Below are 22,406 nucleotides of genomic sequence, written 5' to 3'. Positions count from 1 at the left end.
GGACTTAAACTGAATTATTTACCGATACAGAAACTGGAGAAGATGCGCCCCAGCAAATCATCTGATGTAAATTCGCCGGTAATTTCGCTCAGTGATTGCTGCGCCAGACGCAGTTCTTCTGCCAGTAATTCTCCGGCCCATGCGCCAAGCAGCTGGTCTTTACCCTGCACCAGATGCTGTGCAGCCTCCTCAAGCGCCTGTAAGTGACGGCGACGGGCGAGAAATCCGCCTTCCATATTGTGATTAAAGCCCATGACCTGTTTCAGATGATCGCGCAGCAAATCCACGCCATCGCCGGTACGTGCGGAAAGGCGGATAAGTGAGTGACCATTCACTTCTGTTTGTCCCAGCGCTTCGCCGGTGATATCCGCTTTATTGCGCACAACGACAATCGGTAACGTCGCGGGCAGACGAGCCATAAATTCCGGCCAGATATCCGCAGGTTCGGTTGCCGCTGTTGTCGTGCCGTCGACCATAAACAGCACTAAGTCAGCCTGTTCGATCTCGTTCCACGCACGTTCGATACCAATGCGCTCCACTTCGTCGCTGGCTTCACGTAAACCGGCAGTGTCGATGATGTGCAACGGCATGCCGTCGAGGTGAATGTGCTCGCGCAATACGTCGCGCGTGGTGCCTGCGATATCTGTGACGATGGCCGCTTCACGACCCGCCAGTGCGTTCAGCAGGCTGGATTTACCGGCGTTCGGACGTCCGGCAATCACTACTTTCATCCCTTCGCGCAGCAGACTGCCCTGACGCGCTTCGGCACGCACCGCATCAAGATCGCCCATCACCGTATTGAGTTTGGCTTCGATTTTACCGTCGGACAGGAAGTCGATTTCCTCATCCGGGAAGTCTATAGCCGCCTCGACAAAGATCCGCAGGTGAGTGAGTGCTTCCACCAGATGATGAATACGGTTCGAGAAAGCGCCCTGAAGCGAATTAACCGCCGAACGCGCGGCCTGCTCGGAACTGGCGTCGATAAGGTCAGCAATCGCCTCGGCCTGTGCCAGATCGAGCTTATCGTTGAGGAAAGCCCGCTCAGAGAATTCGCCCGGGCGCGCAATACGTACGTTTTCCAGCGCGATAATGCGTTTAAGCAGCAAATCCAGGATCACGGGTCCGCCGTGGCCCTGCAGCTCAAGCACGTCTTCACCGGTAAAGGAATTCGGGCCGGGGAACCACAGCGCGATGCCCTGATCCAGCGTACTGCCGTCTGCATCCTGAAACGGCAGATAATCGGCATAACGCGGTTTTGGCAGCTTACCTAAGACAGCCTGTGCCACATCACGCGCCGCACGACCGGAAATGCGCAAAATGCCCACACCACCGCGTCCTGGGGGCGTTGCCTGGGCAATGATGGTATCTGAGGTGCTCATAACGTTTGATCTCTTTGGGTCTTTTTACGGATATGCAAAAGGCGGTCAAAATGACCGCCTTTATCTTTAATCATCAAGTTTAGCTGTCAGGACGAAAGCCGCCCTGACATTCACTTATGACTTTTTCTTGTCGCGGCTGTGCAGGCCACGTTTTTCCAGCCCGCGATAAATCAGCTGCTGCTGGAGAATGGTTACCAGGTTACTGACGATGTAGTACACCACCAGACCGGAAGGGAACCACAGGAAGAACACGGTGAAGATGACCGGCATGAAGGTCATGATCTTCTGCTGCATCGGGTCAGTGACGGTGGTCGGCGACATCTTCTGAATGAAGAACATCGTGATACCCATCAGAACCGGCAGAATGTAGTACGGGTCTTGCGCTGACAGGTCATGGATCCACAGGATGAAAGGCGCGTGGCGCAATTCAATGGAACCAGACAGCATGTAATACAGTGCCAGGAAGATTGGCATCTGAATAACCAGCGGCAGACAACCACCCAGCGGGTTCACTTTCTCAGACTTATACAGCGCCATCATTTCCTGACTCATGCGCTGTTTGTCATCACCGATACGTTCACGCATCGCGGCCAGTTTCGGCTGCAACATACGCATTTTCGCCATCGACGTGTACTGAGCGCGGGTCAGTGGATACATGATACCGCGGACAATAAAGGTGATAACGATGATCGAGAAGCCCCAGTTGCCGACAAACCCTTGAATGAATTTCAACAGTTTGAACAGTGGCTGAGAGATGAACCATAACCAACCGTAGTCAACAGTCAGGTCAAGGTGAGGCGCGATGGCCGCCATCTTGTCCTGAATTTCAGGGCCAACCCACAGGGTGGAAGCCACTTGCTGTTGTGCACCTGGTGCAACGGTAAACGGCGTGCCTTTGAAACCAATCGAAGAAATGCCGTTGTTGGTGCTGGTAAAGAAGTTGTTGGTGTCTTTCGCTGACGGGATCCACGCAGTCGCAAAGTACTGCTGCAGCATCGCAACCCAACCGCCCTGAGTGGTGACATTCAGCACTTCGCTCTTATCGAACGCGTATTTCTGATATTTGTCATCACTTGAGGAGTATGCCGCGCCGCGGAACGTGTGCAGAGCAAAGTTATTGCTGCCGGTGTCACGGTGCTTAGGCAATTCGGTGGTTTGTTTCAGCTGACCGAACAGAGTCAGTTCAAGCGGAGCTGCTGTGGTGTTGTTGATGTTGTATTCAACACTCACCGCGTAAGAGCCACGTTTGATCACGAAGGTTTTGGTGTAAATCGCACCATTTGCCGCCGTGTAAGTCATCGGAATGCGCAGTTCAGACTGGCCTTCAGCCATTGTGAAGGTATCCGAGCTGGTCTGGAACAGAGGACGTTCGCCGTTCGCCGGATTATCTGGACCGTTTTTACCTGTCAGACCGCTTTGTGCCTGATAGAGGAAATTAGGAGTGGTTTCCAGTAACTGGAAAGGCTGGTCAGAACCCAAAGTAGTTGGGTAAGCAGTCAGCAGAGCCTGCTCAATATCGCCGCCACGTGTGTTGATCGTTAATGACAGCACATCACTGTTAACTGTAATTAATTTGCCCTTTCCGCTACCAGGAACAGCCTGGTTAGCAGCATCACCGTTTGCAGTGTTCGCAGTCTGTTGCGTGGTCTGGTTGGCCGGTTGCGGAGCGTGGTCCGTTTGCCATGCCTGCCAGATCATGAAAGACACGAACAGCAGAGCGATGAGGAAAAGATTGCGTTGCGAATCCATCGTTAGTGTTCTCTGTTATTGTCGGTTTTCGGCGGTACGGGGTCATCACCACCTGGGTTCAAAGGATGGCATTTTAATACGCGTTTCAAAGTCAACCAACTGCCTTTTAACATGCCAAAACGACCAATTGCTTCAATACCGTATTGAGAGCAGGTTGGTCGAAAGCGGCAATGTGGCCCGAGCAACGGACTGATGAATAACTGATAACCACGTATCAGCTTAATCAGGATGCGGGAGCCTGTCGGCAATGTCGACGCCATAATTTCTCCAACGCTTCCGTCAGCGCGCGATTATCTAAATCGGCGACACCCTTCTTGGCGACTACCACAAAATCCATCGACGGCAGCGTATGTTGATTCAGCCGGAAACTTTCGCGGGTTAGGCGTTTAATCCGATTGCGTTCATGTGCGCGTTTGACGTGTTTTTTTGCGACGGTGAGACCGATGCGGGGATGCCCCAGCTCGTTCAGGCGGCCGAGTATAGTGATTTGCGGCGTGCCAGCCCGTTGTGGCTGCTGGAAGACGAAAGTGAAATGACGGGGAGTTAACAAACGTAACTCCCTGGGAAAAGCGAGCTTAACCACTAAATAGGTTAGCTTTTATTACTTAGAAGCTGACAGACGGGTACGGCCTTTCGCACGACGGCGAGCCAGAACCTGACGACCATTTTTGGTGGCCATACGAGCACGGAAGCCGTGGCTACGGTTGCGCTTCAATACGGACGGTTGGAAAGTGCGTTTCATGGCGATTTCTACCTAAACTTAAATTATTACTGATCAGTAAACGCGAAGACATTTCGGCGAAAAAACGACCGGTGCCTTTGTCGCAACATATAAAGAAGCGGGATTGTAATAACTGTACAGTCCTGAGTCAATTTACATTGCCAGAAATGGTTCAAGTGTTTACCAGAATTGCCCGTGGTCACACCGCAATATCCATCTGGTTATGACCATCAGGAACACAGGCTTCACACGTAGGGCTGAGGATTATACGGACTCTGTCGCAAATCGCAAGGATCCTTGGCTGATCCTTATCCACAGGGCTGAGATCTTTCTCTCAGTCTGGTGAAATTTAGCTCAGCGGACTCCTATTTTTTCATCAGAGTGATGATTACAACGCCTAATTTGAAAAGGATCGGCTAAGCTTACCCACTTGCTGACCGCTGCCTGTGGATAAAAAGGATCTAAACTGTCAGGAAGGGGAGGATCTCTGTGCCGGATTGCGTTATGATCCGCCATTCCGATCGCGATCCCGTCTGGGTAGCTTTCGACAAAAACCGCAAAAAGCGGATCGCACGTGACTTTACGCCACTGACAGGGTGGTGAGAGAAATTTCCCCCTTCCCCTTATACAGGCAGGCGGGACGTGTGCCAAAAATCATGATTTAAAAAATATCCTGATCCTTTTCTTTTTTTATACTTGTTCGAGTGGAGTTCGCCGTGTCACTTTCGCTTTGGCAGCAATGTCTTGCCCGTTTGCAGGATGAACTACCTGCCACAGAATTCAGTATGTGGATACGCCCCCTACAGGCGGAACTCAACGACAATACGCTGGCGCTTTACGCCCCGAATCGTTTTGTCCTGGATTGGGTTCGTGACAAATATTTAAACAATATTAACGGCTTGCTTAACGATTTCTGTGGAACGGATGCTCCGTTGCTGCGTTTTGAAGTCGGCAGCAAACCGATGATTCAGCGCGTCAGTCAACCTGTTGCGGCCAGCGTCAGTTCTCAGACTGCGCCCGCTATTCCGCGTCTGGCGCCTTCACGTCCAAGCTGGGACAGCTCGCCTGTTCAGCCCGAGCTTTCATATCGCTCCAACGTCAATCCAAAACATACTTTTGATAACTTCGTAGAAGGTAAGTCTAACCAACTGGCCCGCGCGGCGGCGCGTCAGGTGGCGGACAATCCGGGCGGCGCATATAACCCGCTCTTCCTTTATGGCGGTACCGGTCTGGGTAAAACCCACTTATTGCATGCGGTCGGTAACGGCATCATGGCGCGTAAAGCCAATGCGAAAGTGGTGTACATGCACTCGGAGCGTTTTGTGCAGGATATGGTGAAAGCCCTGCAAAACAACGCCATTGAAGAGTTCAAACGTTACTACCGTTCTGTCGATGCGTTGCTCATCGATGACATCCAATTCTTTGCTAATAAAGAACGTTCGCAGGAAGAATTCTTCCATACCTTTAACGCCCTGCTGGAAGGTAATCAGCAGATCATCCTGACCTCGGATCGTTATCCAAAAGAGATCAACGGTGTTGAAGATCGTCTGAAATCGCGTTTCGGCTGGGGTCTGACGGTAGCGATCGAGCCGCCTGAATTAGAAACCCGCGTGGCGATTCTGATGAAAAAGGCTGACGAGAACGATATTCGTCTGCCGGGCGAAGTGGCCTTCTTTATTGCTAAACGTCTGCGTTCTAATGTGCGTGAGCTTGAAGGCGCACTGAACCGAGTGATCGCCAATGCCAACTTTACCGGCCGTGCGATTACCATCGACTTCGTTCGTGAAGCGCTGCGCGATTTGTTAGCGCTTCAGGAGAAGCTGGTCACTATCGATAATATTCAGAAAACAGTGGCCGAATATTATAAAATCAAGGTCGCTGACCTGCTTTCCAAACGGCGTTCCCGTTCGGTAGCCCGCCCACGCCAGATGGCGATGGCGCTGGCGAAAGAGCTGACCAACCACAGCCTGCCAGAAATCGGCGATGCGTTCGGTGGTCGGGACCATACCACGGTGTTGCACGCCTGCCGTAAAATCGAGCAGTTGCGTGAAGAAAGTCACGACATCAAAGAAGATTTCTCCAACTTAATCAGAACATTATCTTCCTAGCGCTATGAAATTTATTGTTGAACGTGAGCATTTGCTGAAACCACTGCAACAGGTCAGTAGCCCGCTGGGTGGACGACCAACGTTGCCTATTCTGGGTAACCTGTTATTACAGGTGACGGATGGCGCGTTGTCGCTGACCGGGACGGATTTGGAAATGGAGATGGTGGCGAAAGTCGCGCTGTCTCAGCCACATGAAGCGGGTGCCACCACGGTGCCGGCGCGTAAATTCTTTGATATCTGTCGGGGATTGCCTGAAGGCGCGGAAATTTCCGTCGCTCTCGACGGTGACCGCATGCTGGTAAAATCAGGCCGCAGCCGTTTCTCGCTGTCGACCTTACCGGCCACAGATTTCCCTAATCTCGACGACTGGCAAAGCGAGGTGGAATTCACCCTGCCGCAGGCCACGTTGAAACGTCTGATCGAAGCCACGCAGTTTTCCATGGCGCATCAGGACGTACGTTACTATTTAAACGGCATGCTGTTCGAAACCGAAGGTGAAGAACTGCGTACTGTTGCGACCGACGGTCACCGACTGGCTGTGTGTTCCATGCCAATCGGCCAGACTCTGCCGTCGCATTCGGTGATCGTGCCGCGTAAAGGCGTGATGGAACTGGTGCGTCTGCTTGATGGCGGTGACACCACATTGCAGTTGCAAATCGGCAGCAATAATATCCGTGCACACGTCGGCGACTTTATCTTTACCTCCAAACTGGTTGACGGTCGTTTCCCTGACTATCGCCGCGTATTGCCGAAAAATCCGGACAAAACCCTGCAGGCTGGCTGCGATTTGCTGAAACAGGCGTTTGCCCGTGCAGCGATCCTGTCTAATGAAAAATTCCGTGGCGTGCGTTTGTATGTCAGCCATAACCAGCTGAAAATCACCGCGAATAACCCGGAACAGGAAGAAGCAGAAGAAATTCTGGATGTCGGCTACGAAGGCACCGAAATGGAAATCGGCTTTAACGTCAGTTACGTGCTTGATGTGCTCAATGCGCTTAAGTGCGAAGACGTAAATCTGCTGCTGACGGACTCTGTCTCGAGTGTGCAGATCGAAGACGCAGCAAGCCAGTCGGCGGCGTACGTCGTCATGCCGATGAGGCTCTGATCGGGCTATCTTACTTGTCATTTTGCGATTGGGCAGTGCTCGCAATGCTCACGTACCTGAGTACGCTCCGCTTGCTGTGCGCTGTCCGCACGCAAACTGGCTGCGACGATGACGCCCTGGAATGGATGTAGATGGCCTTAACGCGCTTACTGATAAAAGATTTCCGCAACATCGAGGCGGCGGATTTAGATCCATCGTCCGGTTTTAACTTTCTGGTCGGTCCCAACGGCAGCGGTAAAACCAGCGTGCTCGAGGCGGTTTATACGCTCGGGCATGGCCGCGCTTTTCGCAGTTTGCAGGCCGGACGCGTTATTCGCCACGATCAGCCGGAGTTTGTTCTTCATGCCCGTGTGGATGATGGCGGCGATCGCGAATTGTCGATTGGCCTGAGCAAAAGTCGCCAGGGCGACAGCAAAGTGCGCATCGATGGCAGTGACGGACACAAAGTGTCCGAACTGGCGCAGATGCTGCCGATGCAACTGATCACACCCGAAGGCTTCACCCTGCTCAATGGCGGGCCGAAGTACCGGCGGGCATTTATTGACTGGGGCTGTTTTCATCACGACCCCGGTTTTTTTATCGCCTGGAGCAACCTGCGACGGTTACTCAAGCAGCGCAACGCCGCGCTGCGACAGGTGACTCGTTATGCGCAAATTCGTGCCTGGGATCAGGAATTGATCCCGTTAGCCGGGCGTATTAGCGAATGGCGGGCAGCGTACAGCGACGCGATCGCGGCTGATATCAGCGCGACCTGCGCGCAATTCCTGCCTGAATTCGCCCTCAGTTTTTCTTTCCAGCGTGGATGGGACAAGGAAACGGAGTATGGCGAGTTGCTGGAGCGTAATTTTGAGCGCGACAGAGCCTTAACCTATACCGCATCGGGCCCGCATAAAGCGGATTTCCGTATTCGTGCCGACGGCACGCCGGTGGAAGATTTACTTTCCCGCGGGCAGCTGAAGTTACTGATGTGCGCGCTGAGACTGGCGCAGGGTGAGTTTCTCACCCGACAGAGCGGGCGGCGTTGCCTGTATCTTCTTGACGATTTTGCCTCTGAGCTGGACGCCGACCGACGTCGGTTGCTGGCCGATCGCCTGAAAGCCACCCAGGCACAGGTTTTTGTCAGTGCGATAAGCGCTGAGCAAGTGACCGATATGATGGGTGAAAAGGGCAAGATGTTCCGCGTGGAACAAGGTAAAATAGCCGTTCTATCACAGGACTAAAAATGAGCGAGAAACGTTGATGTCGAATTCTTATGACTCCTCAAGTATCAAGGTATTAAAAGGGCTGGACGCGGTGCGTAAGCGCCCCGGCATGTATATCGGCGATACCGATGACGGCACTGGTCTGCACCACATGGTATTCGAGGTTGTGGACAACGCTATCGACGAAGCCCTCGCGGGCCACTGTAAAGAGATTCAGGTCACGATCCATGCGGATAACTCTGTTTCCGTACAGGATGATGGTCGTGGCATTCCGACCGGTATTCACGAAGAAGAGGGCGTTTCTGCTGCTCAGGTCATCATGACCGTTCTTCATGCCGGCGGTAAATTTGACGATAACTCGTATAAAGTCTCCGGCGGTCTGCATGGCGTGGGTGTTTCCGTCGTTAACGCCTTGTCGGAAAAACTGGAACTGGTTATCCGCCGTGAAGGCAAAGTGCACACCCAGACTTACGTGCATGGCGAACCTCAGGATCCGCTGAAAGTAATTGGCGATACTGACGCGACCGGTACCACGGTCCGTTTCTGGCCGAGTTTCAATACCTTCACCAATCACACTGAATTCGAGTATGACATTCTGGCGAAACGCCTGCGTGAACTGTCATTCCTGAACTCCGGCGTGGCTATCCGCCTGCTGGACAAGCGTGATGGTAAAAACGATCACTTCCATTATGAAGGCGGTATCAAAGCTTTCGTGGAATATCTGAACAAGAACAAAACTCCAATCCATCCGACCGTGTTCTATTTCTCCACGGTAAAAGATGACATTGGCGTTGAAGTGGCGTTGCAGTGGAACGATGGTTTCCAGGAAAATATTTACTGCTTCACCAACAACATTCCACAGCGTGATGGCGGGACTCACTTAGCCGGTTTCCGTTCGGCGATGACCCGTACCCTGAACGCGTACATGGATAAAGAAGGCTACAGCAAGAAATCCAAAATCAGCGCCACCGGTGACGATGCCCGTGAAGGCCTGATTGCTGTGGTGTCTGTGAAGGTACCGGATCCTAAGTTCTCTTCTCAGACCAAAGACAAACTGGTTTCTTCCGAAGTGAAAACGGCCGTTGAAACGCTGATGAACGAGAAGCTGGTGGATTACCTGATGGAAAATCCGTCAGACGCCAAAATCGTTGTCGGTAAAATCATCGACGCTGCGCGTGCCCGTGAAGCGGCGCGTAAAGCCCGTGAAATGACCCGTCGTAAAGGCGCGCTGGATCTGGCTGGCTTGCCAGGCAAACTGGCGGACTGTCAGGAACGCGACCCGGCTCATTCCGAACTGTACTTAGTGGAAGGGGACTCAGCGGGCGGCTCTGCAAAACAAGGCCGTAACCGTAAGAACCAGGCGATTCTGCCGTTGAAAGGTAAAATCCTCAACGTTGAGAAAGCGCGCTTCGACAAAATGCTCTCTTCTCAGGAAGTGGCAACGCTGATTACTGCGCTCGGTTGCGGCATTGGCCGTGACGAATATAACCCGGACAAACTGCGCTATCACAGCATCATCATCATGACCGATGCCGACGTCGATGGTTCACACATCCGTACCCTGCTGCTGACTTTCTTCTATCGTCAGATGCCTGAAATTGTAGAACGTGGCCACGTGTTTATCGCACAGCCGCCGTTGTACAAAGTGAAGAAAGGCAAGCAGGAACAGTACATCAAAGATGATGAAGCGATGGATCAGTACCAGATTTCCATCGCAATGGACGGGGCAACGTTACACGCCAACGCCCATGCACCAGCCCTGGCGGGTGAACCGCTGGAGAAACTGGTGGCTGAACATCACAGCGTGCAGAAAATGATTGGCCGTATGGAACGTCGTTATCCGCGTGCGCTGCTGAACAACCTGATCTATCAGCCAACCCTGCCGGGTGCTGAGCTGACTGATCAGGCGAAAGTTCAGGCCTGGATGGAATCGCTGGTGGCGCGTCTCAACGAGAAAGAGCAGCACGGCAGTTCTTACAGCGCGATCGTACGTGAAAACCGCGAACATCAGCTGTTCGAACCAGTTCTGCGTATCCGTACGCACGGTGTCGATACGGATTATGATCTGGATGCCGACTTCATTCAGGGCGGCGAATACCGCAAAATCTGTGCGCTGGGCGAACAGCTGCGCGGCCTGATCGAAGAAGACGCTTTCATCGAACGTGGCGAACGCCGTCAGCCAGTGACCAGCTTCGAGCAGGCGCTGGAATGGCTGGTGAAAGAGTCCCGTCGTGGCCTGTCGATTCAACGATACAAAGGTCTGGGTGAAATGAACCCTGATCAGCTGTGGGAAACCACGATGGATCCTGAGCAACGTCGCATGTTACGTGTGACCGTGAAAGACGCCATTGCCGCCGACCAGTTGTTCACTACGCTGATGGGCGATGCGGTTGAACCGCGCCGCGCCTTCATTGAAGAGAACGCCCTGAAAGCCGCCAATATCGATATCTGATAACGGTCTGAGCTGATAAAGAGTCCGAAACGGGAAACCGCTTCGGGCTTTTTTTCGTCTGTTGCAACCCGCATTCCGGCTGGCTTTACAGCGGGTAATCGCGATAGCATTGAGGAAGATTTCTTAAACTCTGAGGATGCTATGGCTATTGAATTAATTGCAATTGATATGGACGGGACGTTGCTCAATCCGCAGCATGAAGTGACACCTGCCGTTAAAAAAGCGTTGTCAGAAGCACGGGCGAAAGGTGTGCAAATCGTTCTGGCGACCGGGCGTCCGTTCGTCGGTGTACAGCGTTATCTGATGGAACTGGATTTACAGCAGGATGGATGTTACTGCATTACCAACAACGGTGCGCTTGTGCATAATGCCAAAGATGGCAGCGTGATTGCCGAAGTATCTCTCAGCATTGAAGATTATCACTACTTTGAAAAACTGGCGCGTGACCTCGGTGTGCATTTCCATGCACTGACCAAAACCGACCTGTTTACTGCCAACCGCTTCATCAGCAAGTACAGCGTACATGAATCTTTCACCACCGGCATTCTGTTACAATTCTGTCCGGCAGAAGAAATGGATCCGGCGCTGACTTTCCCGAAAGTCATGATGATTGATGATCCCGAATTGCTGGATCGCGCTATAAGCCAGCTTCCGGCCGAAGCCAGAGAACGCTACACCATTATGAAAAGCTCGCCGTATTTCCTCGAAATTCTGGATAAACGCGTCAATAAAGGCGAAGGCGTGAAAGTGCTGGCGGAAAAACTGGGCCTTTCACGTGAGAACGTGATGACGCTGGGCGATCAGGAAAACGATATTGCCATGCTGGAATACGCCGGTATTGGCGTTGCGATGGGTAATGCGCTCGACAGTGTCAAAGCCGTCAGCCAGTTCGTCACTAAAACCAACACCGAAGACGGTGTGGCGTTTGCCGTGAATAAGTTCGTCTTAGGCCATTAATCCCTCCTGATCTTCCCGGCTTGTTTTCATCATGAAAGCAGGCCGTTTCGTCACGTCTTTTCCTCCCCCTGAAAGTACCTTTCCGGCGAATAAATGCGGATTGTCTGTTTTGTGATCTGGATTGTAGTACAAAATAACTATTTGGTACTACTATATCCACGTATTCAGCATGGCGGCTTGCAAGATTGTGCAGCAATCCAGAGACCGGAAAGGGTCTGAGCGGTAAAGTAAGATTTTATCCTTCAGCCCCGGAGTATTTATGTCTTCACAAGAACTTAGCAAAACCGATCGTCTGGTCCTCGAAATGGGGCAGCAAATTGTCAGCGGAAAATACATTCCCGGCGCGGCGCTGCCTTCTGAAATGGAACTTTGTGAGCAGTTCGATACCTCGCGCAACATTATCCGCGAAGTTCTGCGCTCACTGACGGCGAAACGGCTGGTCGAAATCAAGCGCTATCGCGGCGCGTTTGTCAGCCCGCGTAGTCAGTGGAATTACCTCGATACCGATGTTCTGCAATGGGTCCTGGCCAGTGATTACGACCCGCGCCTGATCGCCGCCATGAGTGAAGTGCGTAACCTGGTTGAGCCGACAATTGCCCGCTGGGCTGCCGAACGTGCGACCTCCGGCGAACTGGCGGTGATCGAAGAAGCATTGAACAACATGATTGCTAATCATCAGGACAGGGACGCGTTTAACGAAGCGGATATTTGCTTCCATGAAGCGGTGTTGGCGGCAGTTCATAACCCGGTTTTACAGCAGCTGAGTATCGCCATCAGCTCATTACAACGGGCTGTGTTTGAAAGAACGTACATGCCGGATGACGACAACATGCCGGTGACGTTGCAGGAACATCAGGAATTGTTCCACGCCATCCGGCATCAGGATGCCAACGCGGCGGAGCAGGCGGCCATGAAAATGATTGCCTCTTCGACGAAACGACTCAAGGACATTACATGACAGCAAGCTATATCGCGCTGGACTGGGGTTCAACCAACCTGCGCGCCTTTTTGTACCAGCAGGGAGAATGTACCGCGCAAGTCCGCTCAGAACGCGGAATTACCCGGCTGGAAGGCACCACGCCACAACAGGTATTTAACGACATAATTGCACCGTGGCAGTCCTTAAAACTGCCCGTGATTATGGCGGGGATGATTGGCAGCAATGCCGGCTGGGTGGATGTGCCTTATCTGCCCGCGCCAGTTTCTCTCGATGCCCTCGGGCAGCATCTTTTTCCCGTCAGCGCCGCATTACCGGCAAAAGCATGGATTGTGCCGGGAATTTGCATCAATCGTGCCGATAACTGCAATGTTATGCGCGGCGAAGAAACACAACTGCTCGGTGCGCTTCACGATTCTCCCGCTTCTCTTTATCTGATGCCCGGCACCCACAGCAAATGGGTTGAGACCGACGGCAGTCAGATTCGAGATTTTCGCACGGCAATGACTGGCGAACTTCACCATCTCCTGATGAGCCATTCGCTTCTCGGCAAAGGTTTACCCGCGCAGCAATCTGCCGGTGACGTTTTCCATCAGGGGCTCAGCACCGGTTTCAGCCAGCCGGACATCACCGGCCGCTTATTCGAAGTGCGTGCCGCGCATGTGCTGAACCGGCTGGATAAATCCGCCGTCAGTGACTGGCTTTCCGGGCTGCTGATTGGCAGTGAAGTCGCTCAAATGCTCCGGCTTTTTGGCCATCAGCAATCGGTCACAATCATTGGCAATCCGCAACTGACCGAACGCTACGCACAGGCACTGAGTCTGGCGGGTGTCAGATGGCAGGCTTTCGACGGCGATCAGGCTTTTCAATCAGGTATAAGGAGGATCGTAAATGCAATGGGCGACTAAAATCCCGCTGATCGGCATTCTGCGCGGCATCCGTCCGCAGGAAGTGAACCAGCATATTTCCGTCCTGCTGGAGGCCGGTTTTGACGCGGTAGAAATCCCGCTCAATTCACCGGACTGGCAGGAAAGTATCAGACTGGCAGTCAGCACTTTCGGCGCACGTGCGCTTTTAGGCGCGGGTACGGTGCTGGAACCGCAACAGGTCGATATGCTTCATTCGCTTGGCAGCAAACTGGTGGTTACACCGAATATTAATCCGCAGGTTATCCGCCGTGCCATTGAGCTGGGCATGACAGTTTGCGCCGGTTGCGCGACCGCCACCGAAGCCTTTACGGCGCTGGAAGCCGGAGCGCAGGCGCTGAAAATCTTCCCTTCATCCGCATTCGGTCCGGACTACATCAAAGCGCTGAAAGCGGTTTTGCCCGCCCGTGTCCCGGTCTTTGCTGTCGGCGGTGTGACGCCGGAAAATCTGGCGATTTATCTCAGCGCGGGCTGTGCCGGAGCAGGACTCGGCAGCGATTTATATCGCGCAGGCCAGACGCCAGAAACGACGTCGCTCAGGGCCAAAGCATTTATCCAGGCTTATAAGGACGCAACACAATGAAAGTGACCAAACTGACCACTTACCGCCTGCCGCCGCGCTGGATGTTTCTGAAGATTGAAACCGATGAAGGCATTACCGGCTGGGGCGAACCGGTTATCGAAGGGCGTGCGCGCAGCGTCGAGGCGGCGGTTCATGAGCTGAGCGAATACGTTATCGGGCAGGATCCGGCGCGTATCAACGACATATGGCAGACCCTGTATCGCGGCGGATTTTATCGCGGCGGCCCGATCCTGATGAGCGCCATTTCGGGTATCGACCAGGCGCTGTGGGACATTAAAGGTAAAGCACTGGGCGTACCGGTTTACCAGCTTTTGGGCGGTCTTGTGCGCGATAAAATCAAAGCATACAGCTGGGTGGGCGGTGACCGGCCTTCCGAACTGATTGATGGCATCAATAAACTACGCGCCATCGGATTTGATACGTTCAAGCTAAACGGTTGTGAAGAAATGGGCATTATTGAAAACGCCCGTCAGGTAGATGGTGCTGTTGCGCAGGCCGCGCAAATTCGCGCTGAGTTTGGCAACGAAATTGAATTTGGTCTGGATTTCCATGGTCGCGTCAGCGCGCCGATGGCGAAAATCCTGATCAAAGAACTCGAGCCTTACCGCCCGCTGTTTATCGAAGAGCCGGTGCTGGCTGAGCAGGCCGAATATTACCCGCGTCTTGCCGCGCAAACACATATTCCGATTGCGGCAGGTGAACGTATGTTCTCACGCTTCGATTTCAAACGTGTCCTGGCGGATGGCGGTCTGGCAATTGTGCAACCTGATTTGTCGCACGCGGGCGGGATTACCGAATGCTTCAAAATTGCCGCGATGGCGGAATCTTATGATGTCGCGCTGGCGCCACATTGTCCGCTCGGACCGATTGCGCTGGCTTCCTGTCTACATCTTGATTTCGTATCACGCAATGCCGTGCTTCAGGAACAAAGTATGGGCATTCATTATAATAAGGGCGCGGAGTTACTCGATTTCGTTATTAATAAAGACGATTTTAAAATGACCAACGGTTATTTCTATCCCTTAAATAAACCGGGTCTTGGCGTAGAAATTAATGAAGAGTTGGTGATTGAAAGAAGTAAAAATGCACCTGACTGGAGAAACCCATTGTGGCGTTATCCGGACGGTGCTGTCGCTGAATGGTAATTACCTGTCATCTTTTGAACGTCCTCTGCGTTGGCTGCTTTCATTCACCCAGATTACTTATTTAAGTAAGCTCCAGGGGATTTATTCAATTGCCGCCTTGAAAACGTCAATATGATTTAAGGTAATAAATTAAGTAATTATAAAAAATATCAGGAAAACTCTGAGTCACGCTTACGTCTGCTCTATACTATAACCATTACCAGGAAATAAATAATGGATACGACCCTACAAGTCAAACCAACAAAAAGACGTTACGTCACATTATTCATGATCTTCATTACTGTCGTTATTTGTTATGTTGATCGCGCTAATCTGGCCGTCGCGTCTGCCCATATTCAGCACGAATTTGGAATAACCAAAACGCAGATGGGCTATATTTTCTCGGCCTTTGCGTGGACCTATACTGCCTGCCAGATCCCCGGCGGCTGGTTCCTTGATCGCGTCGGCTCAAGGATTACCTATTTTATCGCAATTTTCGGCTGGTCAGTCGCTACCCTTTTTCAGGGGTTCGCTGGCGGCTTAGCGTCTCTGATTGGTCTGCGGGCAGTCACGGGCCTGTTCGAAGCTCCGGCATTTCCGACCAATAATCGCATGGTGACCAGCTGGTTCCCCGAGGAAGAACGCGCTTCTGCGGTGGGCTTCTTCACCTCCGGTCAGTTTGTCGGCCTGGCATTCCTGACACCTCTGCTTATCTGGATCCAGGAAAAGCTCAGCTGGCACTGGGTATTCATAATCACCGGTGGCGTCGGCATCATCTGGTCGCTGATATTCTTCATGGTTTACCGGTCGCCACGTAAGTGCAAATACGTGAATGCTCAGGAACTGGAGCATATCCGGGCGGGGGGCGGGCTGGTTGACGGGGACGCACCGGCGGACAAAAAAGCACGAACGCCGCTCACGGCAGCAGACTGGAAACTGGTATTTAACCGCAAACTGGTTGGTGTGTATTTAGGGCAATTCGCCGTTGCATCGACTTTGTGGTTCTTCCTGACATGGTTCCCCAATTATCTGACTCAGGAAAAACACATTGCAGCGCTCACTGCCGGGTTTATGACAACCGTACCTTTCCTCGCCGCATTCTTCGGCGTGTTATTATCCGGCATGGTAGCGGATAAACTGGTGCGAAAGGGGAAGTCGATTGGCTTTGCACGAAAATTACCGATTATCTGCGGGCTGTTATTATCCACCTGTATTATGGGCGCGAATTATACTAATGACCCGATGTGGATCATGATATTAATGGCACTGGCATTCTTCGGCAATGGTTTTGCCTCTATTACCTGGTCGCTGGTTTCTTCATTAGCTCCGGTCCGGTTAATCGGACTGACTGGCGGCGTATTTAATCTTGCAGGTGGTTTAGGCGGAATTACCGTTCCGTTAGTGGTCGGCTATTTAGCGCAGGATTATGGTTTTGCCCCTTCATTAACCTATATTTCAGTTGTCGCGTTACTGGGCGCGCTGTCTTATATCTTCCTCGTAGGTGAAGTGAAACGCGTCGGAGATTGCTGAAGATTGCCACTGCCGTTTGAGTCCCCTATTCTTAGGCATTCCTTGAACGGCAGGGCACACCTGAACGCATGACTGAAAAACAATTAACCTCTGATGCCCGCGGGCATCAGCTCACCAACATTAACGTCTGGACGCCGGACAGCCAGTGGCTGGTTTATGACGTGCGTCCGCATGGCGGCTCTTTTACCGGCTCAACCATTGAGCGCGTAAATGTCGAAACCGGTGAGACACAAGTGCTTTATCAGGCAACAGAAGGCGCGCACGTGGGGGTGGTGACGGTCAGTCCGGATGAGCCCGCCCGTTATGCGTTTATTCATGGACCCGAAAATCCGGATGCCAGCTGGCAGTATGATTTCCATCATCGTCGCGGCGTCATCGTATCTGAGCCCGCGCACGAAAAGGCGGTCACGCTGGATGCGATGGATATCACCACGCCTTTTACCGCCGGAGCCCTGCGGGGCGGCACGCATGTTCACGTTTTTAGTCCTGACGGTTCTCGGCTGAGCTTTACCTATAACGACCATGTTTTGCATGAGCGCGATCCTGCTCTCGATCTGCGCAATGTGGGTGTCGCCCTTTCCGGCTTTCCCGTGACGCCGCCAAAGCATCATCCCCGTGAATACGACGGCAGCCATTTCAGTGTGCTGGTCAGCGAAACCACTGCAAATCCTCAGCCCGGCAGCGATGACATCAACCGTGCTTACGAAGAAGGCTGGATCGGGCAGGAAGGTTATGCGAAAGCCAACGGTTCCCGTCAGCGCTGGGCGCTGGCCTTTATCGGCGACACGCTTTCTGCACAAGGCGAAAAGCACCCTGAAATCTTTGTGGTGGATTTACCAGACAACGATGCGGATTACCGCAAGGCTGGTGATAAACCCTTACAGGGCACGACTGAAACGCTGCCAGCGCCACCGGCGGGCGTGAAGCAAAGACGGCTCACTTTCACCGAAAAGGGCATTGCCCTGCAACCACGTCACTGGCTGCGCGCGTCGCCGGATGGCGCACAGATTGCGTTTCTGATGAAAGATAAAAATGATGTGGTTCAGGTCTGGACGGTGTCACCCAACGACGGCGAACCGGTGCAGATCAGCCATTCGGAGATCGGGATTCAGTCTGCATTCAGCTGGAGCCCGGACGGAAAATCGCTGGCCCTGGTCTGCGATAACAGCGTGATGCGCCTTGATGTTGAAAGAGGTGCATTGCAGCGGTTAACGCAGAGAACGGAGATTGCGCCTTGCGCCGATGCTGTGGTGTTTTCACCGGATGGCAGCAAAGTGGCGTTTATGCGCCAGTGCGGGGAGTTTGCTCAGATTTTCGTTACCGACATACAGTAACTGCATTATAAAACCGGCCAGATCAGGCCGGTTTTTTTACGCTTATTTTTTATGCGTCGAGGATTTATGACCGCGATCGGAGGTGGTCATTGGCGGAACGTGGTCGATATCCACGCCGTTGCTCAGCGCAATATTATGTTCTTCGCTGGCTTTGACGCGATCGCGCGTCGTGACCTTTCCGCTGCGGTAATAATCATACGGCAGCAAAACCGTATCCAGCAGGGCGCTGAAGGGTAAATCAATGAGCAGCAGAGGCGTCATCGCCCAGCTTGTATCATCGCTTTTCATCATATTCACATCAGCACGTGAGCCTGAATAATATCCGGTGTCTCCGCCGGTGTGGCTCATCACGCTAGAACAACCGCTCGTCGCTAAAAAAACACATCCTGTCATCAGCGGCGTCAGTGCAAATTTCATCATGTTAGAACTCATCTTATGCTGTCAGTCTGAGTTTTTAAGTCAAAAATGACTTATACCACTCAGCAAAAAAAATTAACAAAGCAAGCTGTAGCTCTGTGGCTGCGATCCCATTAAGTGTAATTACTATTTGAAATCTTGCAGAAAACCGCCTGCATTCCCTGTTATTTCACTTCAGCCTGTTGTGTATTTTTGCCATCAGGTTGTCAAAATTTCCTGATTTTTTTTGTTTTTACCGGCTTGAAAAAAAACCTTTCGTCTCCATTTTTATTGTACGACGCAGGAAGAGATACGCCGGAAGGGATCTTGACTCACGATTTATCATAAAACGTTGAATGCGTCGCCGGCCTGTCCGAATGGAAGGCTATAACTTTTAACATGCACTCGCTGAATATCAGGAGAAGCAGTAATGCGCAATTTCGATTTATCCCCGTTATACCGTTCTGCTATTGGTTTTGACCGTTTATTTAATCTCATCGAATCTGGCCAGAATCAGGGTGGCGGCTATCCCCCTTATAATGTCGAGCTGGTTGACGAAAACCATTACCGGATTGCTATCGCGGTAGCCGGTTTTGCCGAGTCAGAGCTGGACATCACGGCCCATGACAACATGCTGGTGGTCAAAGGCGCGCATGCACCGACTGAAACCGACCGCACGTATTTATATCAGGGCATCGCTGAACGTAATTTCGAACGTAAATTCCAGCTAGCGGAACATATCCAAATAAAAGCCGCCAATCTGTCGAACGGTTTATTGTATATCGACCTGGAACGCATCGTTCCTGAAACTTCTAAACCGCGGCGTATCGAAATTCGCTGATTTTTCCGCGAATAAGTCACCGGTGGTCAGCACTGTATTAACCAGTATTGACCACCAGAAAATGAAAAAGTTTAGGCTCGCCGTCAGGGAGCTGCGCCGTCACGCCCGAAACGGATGACGGAATTATAAATCTCGCTTCAAAGAAGGAGTTATACCATGCGTAATTACGATATTTCCCCATTACTGCGTCAGTGGATTGGTTTCGATAAATTAGCCAGTTCCATGCAGGGTGCGGATCAGGCTTTTCCTCCTTACAATATTGAAAAGTCTGACGACAATCATTATCGCATTTCACTGGCGCTGGCCGGTTTCCAGCAGAGCGAGCTGAATATTGAAGTCGAAGGGCCGCGTTTGACCGTCAGCGGTACGCCTGCTCAGCCGGAAGCTAAAGTGGAATATCTGCATCAGGGGTTAGTGATCAAGCCTTTCACCCTGAGCTTCACGCTGGCAGAGCATATGCATGTCTCTGCGGCAGAGTTCATCAACGGATTGCTGCACATCAGTCTGGTGCGCGATGTGCCGGAAGCGTTACAGCCGCAGAAAATTGCGATTGGAACTGAAAAACCGGCGCTGGAAAACCAGTCTGTATAAAATAGTCAGCGTAAAATAAGAAGGGGAGGACTGATGTCCTCCCCTTTTTTTGTCTGCAAAACGGCAGGCGGTTATTGATTTTCCGCGTGCGCTTTTTCCACTTCTTCCGCCAGAATCTTCACACCGCGCTCAATCTGCTCAGCATCAGGCACGTAATTCATACGCATACACTGATGCGTGTGTGGCCATGGATGTTCCAGCCCAGGGAAGAAATAATCGCCCGGCACCATCAGAACACCACGCTGCTTAAGGCGCTGATACAGCACTTCGGTGGTGATCGGCAAATCTTTGAACCACAGCCACAGGAAAATCGCCCCTTCCGGCTTGTGGATAAGGCAACGTTCTTCCGGCAGATAACGACGCAGCGTGGCGATGGTTTCCTGCACGCGCTGGAAATAAAACGGTTTGATCACTTCTTCGGAGAGGCGCAGTAAATCGCCGCGCGCAATCATCTCATGGGCAATCGCCGGTCCGACGCTGCCCGGAGACAGGCTGATAATGCCGTTCATGTTACTGATCGCTTTAATGATTTTCTCATCGGCAATCACGATACCGCAGCGTGAACCTGGCAGGCCAAGTTTCGACAGGCTCATGCAAAGGATAATATTCGGGTTCCACAGCGGCGTCGCGTCCGTGAACACAATCCCCGGGAACGGCACGCCATAGGCATTGTCGATGAGTAACGGAATATCTTTCTGCTGCGCCAGCGCATCAAGGCGCATCAGCTCTTCGTCGGTAATCACATTACCCGTCGGGTTGGTCGGACGGGAAACGCAGATCAGGCCGATATCATCGGTAATGTTCAGATGATCGAAATCAACGTGATATTTGAACTGGCCTTCAGGCAGTAATTCGATATTCGGTTTGGCCGAAACAAACAGATTTTCGTCCAGTCCTGCGTCGGCGTACCCGAGATATTCCGGTGCCAGCGGGAACAGAACTTTGGACATGCTGCCATCGGCGCGACGGCCGGCGAACAGATTGAATAAATAGAAGAAGGCGCTCTGGCTGCCGTTGGTTAGCGCAATATTTTGCGCATCCAGCTGCCAGCCGAGCTCTTTCTGTAACATCTCTGCCAGCGCGTGACGCAGAACGTCTTTGCCCTGCGGGCCGTCATAATTGCACAGCGCTTCGGTCAGCTTGCCTGCGGCCAGCATTTCCGACAGCAGCGTCTGGAAATAATCCTGCATCTCAGGAATTTGTGCCGGATTACCGCCGCCCAGCATGACTGCGCCAGGTGTGCGTAAACCGTCATTCATATCGCCCATCAGGCGTGTGATGCCTGAAAAACGGGTAAATTTGTCACCGAAAGCAGAAAACGTCATAGAAAGCTTTGTATGTTATCGAAATGTGTCGTCCACCATAACGCCTGCGGCAAAACAGTGCAATCGGACCACCGGGATTTGAATTTCTCATTCCCTTTCTGTTAATGATGAAAGGGAATGAGAAAGGGGATTACTTCTTCAGAACTTCCGGGTTCACGCAAAATTCTTTCACGTCGCCTTTCATGGCTGCAATAAGGTTATCCACCGCACAGGCCGCCATGTCGTAGCGGGTTTCGTGCGTGGCGGAACCGATATGGGGCAGCGCCACCACGTTCGGCAGAGTCAGCAGCGCAGAATCTTTTGGCAGCGGCTCAGTCTCGAACACGTCCATACCTGCGCCATAAATCGTACCTGCTTTCAGCGCTTCAATCAGAGCCGGTTCATCAATAACCGGCCCGCGGCCTGCGCTGATTAAAATCGCGCTGGATTTCATTTTCGCCAGTTCTTCTTTACCAATCAGATGGAACGTTTGTTCGGTCATTGGCAGCAAAATACAGACGAAATCAGACTCTTTCAGCAGTTCGTTCAGCTCACATTTACGCGCGCCAAACTTCTCTTCCGCTTCTTTATGCTGGCTGCGTGCGTTATACAAAATCGGCATGTTGAAACCAAAATGCGCACGTTGTGCCAGCGCCAGACCGATACGGCCCATGCCGACGATACCCATCGTTTTATGGTGTACATCGATGCCGAACCAGTCTTCGCCAATATTTTCGTTCCATTCACCGGCTTTCACGCGCTCGGCCACATTCACCACGCGGCGGGCGGTAGAGAGCACCAGCGCCATCACGGTATCAGCCACGGTATCGGTCAGCGCCGTCGGCGTGTGCATCATCGGGATTTCGCGGCGGGTCAGTTCAGCCACGTCAAAGTTATCATAGCCGACGGAAATGGTGGATACCGCACGCAGGCGCGGCGCATGGTCAAACAGCTCTTTATCGATTTTTCCGCCCGAACCCAGCAGGCCTTCTGCGTTTTGCAAAGCATCAAAAACCTCAGCACGGTTTTTGTCGGTGATGCCATCGAATTCGGTAATAGCAAAATGCTCTTCAAGACGTTGATGCAAATCGGCAGGCAGTTTTTTGTACAGAACAATTGACGGCTTATTCATTACAAACTCCAATTCTTCAAATGAGTATTTTCAGA

General features: G+C 52.2%; 21 protein-coding genes. 13 read left to right on the top strand and 8 right to left on the bottom strand.

All coding sequences use genetic code 11. The features are described from left to right. Positions 1 to 14: 14 nt before the first annotated feature. The 5 genes from mnmE to rpmH all read right to left on the bottom strand — a co-directional run bounded on the left by mnmE (position 15) and on the right by rpmH (position 3,870). Positions 15 to 1,379 (bottom strand): tRNA uridine-5-carboxymethylaminomethyl(34) synthesis GTPase MnmE, encoded by a 1,365-nt coding sequence (gene mnmE / locus J1784_RS15650; protein WP_217150006.1) that lies wholly within the window; start codon positions 1,377 to 1,379, stop codon positions 15 to 17. Positions 1,380 to 1,493: 114 nt separating this feature from the next. Next, positions 1,494 to 3,128 carry a membrane protein insertase YidC gene (gene yidC / locus J1784_RS15645; RefSeq protein ID WP_217150005.1) on the bottom strand — a complete coding sequence of 545 codons (1,635 nt, stop codon included), beginning with the start codon at positions 3,126 to 3,128 and terminating at the stop codon, positions 1,494 to 1,496. Between the two features lie 2 nt (positions 3,129 to 3,130). Then, positions 3,131 to 3,388 carry a membrane protein insertion efficiency factor YidD gene (gene yidD, locus J1784_RS15640; RefSeq protein WP_095924029.1) on the bottom strand — a complete coding sequence of 86 codons (258 nt, stop codon included), beginning with the start codon at positions 3,386 to 3,388 and terminating at the stop codon, positions 3,131 to 3,133. Next, positions 3,352 to 3,711, bottom strand: a complete 360-nt coding sequence (rnpA, locus tag J1784_RS15635) for a ribonuclease P protein component (protein WP_071823635.1) — start codon at positions 3,709 to 3,711, stop codon at positions 3,352 to 3,354. The genes yidD and rnpA overlap by 37 nt, the downstream gene beginning before the upstream one ends. Positions 3,712 to 3,729: 18 nt before the next feature. After that, entirely contained in the window at positions 3,730 to 3,870 is a 141-nt protein-coding gene (gene rpmH / locus J1784_RS15630) for a 50S ribosomal protein L34 (RefSeq protein ID WP_009637487.1), read from the bottom strand. 695 nt (positions 3,871 to 4,565) lie between these two features. On the opposite strand from rpmH, the gene dnaA reads away from it, so the two are divergent. The 11 genes from dnaA to J1784_RS15575 all read left to right on the top strand — a co-directional run bounded on the left by dnaA (position 4,566) and on the right by J1784_RS15575 (position 18,107). Then, positions 4,566 to 5,957: a chromosomal replication initiator protein DnaA gene (dnaA, locus tag J1784_RS15625; protein WP_217150004.1), complete on the top strand. Its 1,392-nt coding sequence runs from the start codon at positions 4,566 to 4,568 to the stop codon at positions 5,955 to 5,957. Positions 5,958 to 5,961: 4 nt separating this feature from the next. Next, positions 5,962 to 7,062: a DNA polymerase III subunit beta gene (dnaN, locus tag J1784_RS15620; RefSeq protein WP_217150003.1), complete on the top strand. Its 1,101-nt coding sequence runs from the start codon at positions 5,962 to 5,964 to the stop codon at positions 7,060 to 7,062. Between the two features lie 131 nt (positions 7,063 to 7,193). Continuing rightward, positions 7,194 to 8,282: a DNA replication/repair protein RecF gene (gene recF / locus J1784_RS15615; protein WP_217150002.1), complete on the top strand. Its 1,089-nt coding sequence runs from the start codon at positions 7,194 to 7,196 to the stop codon at positions 8,280 to 8,282. A gap of 19 nt (positions 8,283 to 8,301) precedes the next feature. Beyond that, the gene (gene gyrB / locus J1784_RS15610) at positions 8,302 to 10,716 is read left to right on the top strand and encodes a DNA topoisomerase (ATP-hydrolyzing) subunit B (protein WP_217150001.1); all 2,415 of its coding nucleotides are present in this window, start codon (positions 8,302 to 8,304) and stop codon (positions 10,714 to 10,716) included. A 141-nt stretch (positions 10,717 to 10,857) separates the two neighbouring features. Continuing rightward, positions 10,858 to 11,673: a sugar-phosphatase gene (gene yidA, locus J1784_RS15605; RefSeq protein WP_217150000.1), complete on the top strand. Its 816-nt coding sequence runs from the start codon at positions 10,858 to 10,860 to the stop codon at positions 11,671 to 11,673. 259 nt (positions 11,674 to 11,932) lie between these two features. Continuing rightward, positions 11,933 to 12,631 carry a FadR/GntR family transcriptional regulator gene (locus J1784_RS15600; RefSeq protein ID WP_217149999.1) on the top strand — a complete coding sequence of 233 codons (699 nt, stop codon included), beginning with the start codon at positions 11,933 to 11,935 and terminating at the stop codon, positions 12,629 to 12,631. Then, positions 12,628 to 13,518: a 2-dehydro-3-deoxygalactonokinase gene (locus J1784_RS15595; protein ID WP_217149998.1), complete on the top strand. Its 891-nt coding sequence runs from the start codon at positions 12,628 to 12,630 to the stop codon at positions 13,516 to 13,518. Before J1784_RS15600 ends, J1784_RS15595 begins: the two co-directional genes overlap by 4 nt. Further along, positions 13,502 to 14,119, top strand: coding sequence for a 2-dehydro-3-deoxy-6-phosphogalactonate aldolase (locus J1784_RS15590; RefSeq protein WP_217149997.1), 618 nt, complete (start codon positions 13,502 to 13,504; stop codon positions 14,117 to 14,119). Before J1784_RS15595 ends, J1784_RS15590 begins: the two co-directional genes overlap by 17 nt. Beyond that, the gene (gene dgoD / locus J1784_RS15585; protein ID WP_217149996.1) at positions 14,116 to 15,264 is read left to right on the top strand and encodes a galactonate dehydratase; all 1,149 of its coding nucleotides are present in this window, start codon (positions 14,116 to 14,118) and stop codon (positions 15,262 to 15,264) included. The genes J1784_RS15590 and dgoD overlap by 4 nt, the downstream gene beginning before the upstream one ends. Positions 15,265 to 15,477: 213 nt before the next feature. Then, the gene (locus J1784_RS15580) at positions 15,478 to 16,773 is read left to right on the top strand and encodes an MFS transporter (protein WP_217149995.1); all 1,296 of its coding nucleotides are present in this window, start codon (positions 15,478 to 15,480) and stop codon (positions 16,771 to 16,773) included. A gap of 68 nt (positions 16,774 to 16,841) precedes the next feature. Further along, the gene (locus J1784_RS15575) at positions 16,842 to 18,107 is read left to right on the top strand and encodes a YidR family protein (protein ID WP_217149994.1); all 1,266 of its coding nucleotides are present in this window, start codon (positions 16,842 to 16,844) and stop codon (positions 18,105 to 18,107) included. Between the two features lie 42 nt (positions 18,108 to 18,149). Here J1784_RS15575 and J1784_RS15570 read toward each other — a convergent pair whose 3' ends face one another. Then, on the bottom strand, positions 18,150 to 18,527 hold the full coding sequence (locus tag J1784_RS15570) for a YceK/YidQ family lipoprotein (protein WP_217149993.1): 378 nt from the start codon (positions 18,525 to 18,527) through the stop codon (positions 18,150 to 18,152). A gap of 406 nt (positions 18,528 to 18,933) precedes the next feature. On the opposite strand from J1784_RS15570, the gene ibpA reads away from it, so the two are divergent. Continuing rightward, positions 18,934 to 19,344 carry a small heat shock chaperone IbpA gene (ibpA, locus tag J1784_RS15565; RefSeq protein ID WP_112287226.1) on the top strand — a complete coding sequence of 137 codons (411 nt, stop codon included), beginning with the start codon at positions 18,934 to 18,936 and terminating at the stop codon, positions 19,342 to 19,344. Between the two features lie 156 nt (positions 19,345 to 19,500). Further along, positions 19,501 to 19,935, top strand: a complete 435-nt coding sequence (ibpB, locus tag J1784_RS15560) for a small heat shock chaperone IbpB (protein WP_217149992.1) — start codon at positions 19,501 to 19,503, stop codon at positions 19,933 to 19,935. A gap of 71 nt (positions 19,936 to 20,006) precedes the next feature. Here ibpB and J1784_RS15555 read toward each other — a convergent pair whose 3' ends face one another. Together J1784_RS15555 and ghrB are read right to left on the bottom strand one after the other, a co-directional pair. Further along, the gene (locus J1784_RS15555; RefSeq protein WP_217149991.1) at positions 20,007 to 21,260 is read right to left on the bottom strand and encodes a valine--pyruvate transaminase; all 1,254 of its coding nucleotides are present in this window, start codon (positions 21,258 to 21,260) and stop codon (positions 20,007 to 20,009) included. 130 nt (positions 21,261 to 21,390) lie between these two features. Continuing rightward, on the bottom strand, positions 21,391 to 22,371 hold the full coding sequence (ghrB, locus tag J1784_RS15550) for a glyoxylate/hydroxypyruvate reductase GhrB (RefSeq protein ID WP_217149990.1): 981 nt from the start codon (positions 22,369 to 22,371) through the stop codon (positions 21,391 to 21,393). Between the last annotated feature and the right edge of the window lie 35 nt (positions 22,372 to 22,406).

The sequence above is a fragment of the Rahnella ecdela genome (genome assembly GCF_019049625.1).
GTDB lineage: Bacteria > Pseudomonadota > Gammaproteobacteria > Enterobacterales > Enterobacteriaceae > Rahnella > Rahnella ecdela.
The sequence above is the reverse complement of the archived record's forward strand: the minus strand, read 5'-3'. Positions and strand labels throughout refer to the sequence as shown.

Coding starts and splice junctions, on each gene's coding strand:
- J1784_RS15570 (WP_217149993.1), bottom strand. CDS start 18,527: ATGATGAAATTTGCACTGACGCCGCTGATGACAGGATGTGTTTTTTTA.
- gyrB (WP_217150001.1), top strand. CDS start 8,302: ATGTCGAATTCTTATGACTCCTCAAGTATCAAGGTATTAAAAGGGCTG.
- yidD (WP_095924029.1), bottom strand. CDS start 3,388: ATGGCGTCGACATTGCCGACAGGCTCCCGCATCCTGATTAAGCTGATA.
- ghrB (WP_217149990.1), bottom strand. CDS start 22,371: ATGAATAAGCCGTCAATTGTTCTGTACAAAAAACTGCCTGCCGATTTG.
- recF (WP_217150002.1), top strand. CDS start 7,194: ATGGCCTTAACGCGCTTACTGATAAAAGATTTCCGCAACATCGAGGCG.
- yidC (WP_217150005.1), bottom strand. CDS start 3,128: ATGGATTCGCAACGCAATCTTTTCCTCATCGCTCTGCTGTTCGTGTCT.
- ibpB (WP_217149992.1), top strand. CDS start 19,501: ATGCGTAATTACGATATTTCCCCATTACTGCGTCAGTGGATTGGTTTC.
- dgoD (WP_217149996.1), top strand. CDS start 14,116: ATGAAAGTGACCAAACTGACCACTTACCGCCTGCCGCCGCGCTGGATG.
- J1784_RS15590 (WP_217149997.1), top strand. CDS start 13,502: ATGCAATGGGCGACTAAAATCCCGCTGATCGGCATTCTGCGCGGCATC.
- yidA (WP_217150000.1), top strand. CDS start 10,858: ATGGCTATTGAATTAATTGCAATTGATATGGACGGGACGTTGCTCAAT.
- mnmE (WP_217150006.1), bottom strand. CDS start 1,379: ATGAGCACCTCAGATACCATCATTGCCCAGGCAACGCCCCCAGGACGC.
- J1784_RS15600 (WP_217149999.1), top strand. CDS start 11,933: ATGTCTTCACAAGAACTTAGCAAAACCGATCGTCTGGTCCTCGAAATG.
- dnaN (WP_217150003.1), top strand. CDS start 5,962: ATGAAATTTATTGTTGAACGTGAGCATTTGCTGAAACCACTGCAACAG.
- ibpA (WP_112287226.1), top strand. CDS start 18,934: ATGCGCAATTTCGATTTATCCCCGTTATACCGTTCTGCTATTGGTTTT.
- rpmH (WP_009637487.1), bottom strand. CDS start 3,870: ATGAAACGCACTTTCCAACCGTCCGTATTGAAGCGCAACCGTAGCCAC.
- J1784_RS15575 (WP_217149994.1), top strand. CDS start 16,842: ATGACTGAAAAACAATTAACCTCTGATGCCCGCGGGCATCAGCTCACC.
- J1784_RS15580 (WP_217149995.1), top strand. CDS start 15,478: ATGGATACGACCCTACAAGTCAAACCAACAAAAAGACGTTACGTCACA.
- J1784_RS15595 (WP_217149998.1), top strand. CDS start 12,628: ATGACAGCAAGCTATATCGCGCTGGACTGGGGTTCAACCAACCTGCGC.
- J1784_RS15555 (WP_217149991.1), bottom strand. CDS start 21,260: ATGACGTTTTCTGCTTTCGGTGACAAATTTACCCGTTTTTCAGGCATC.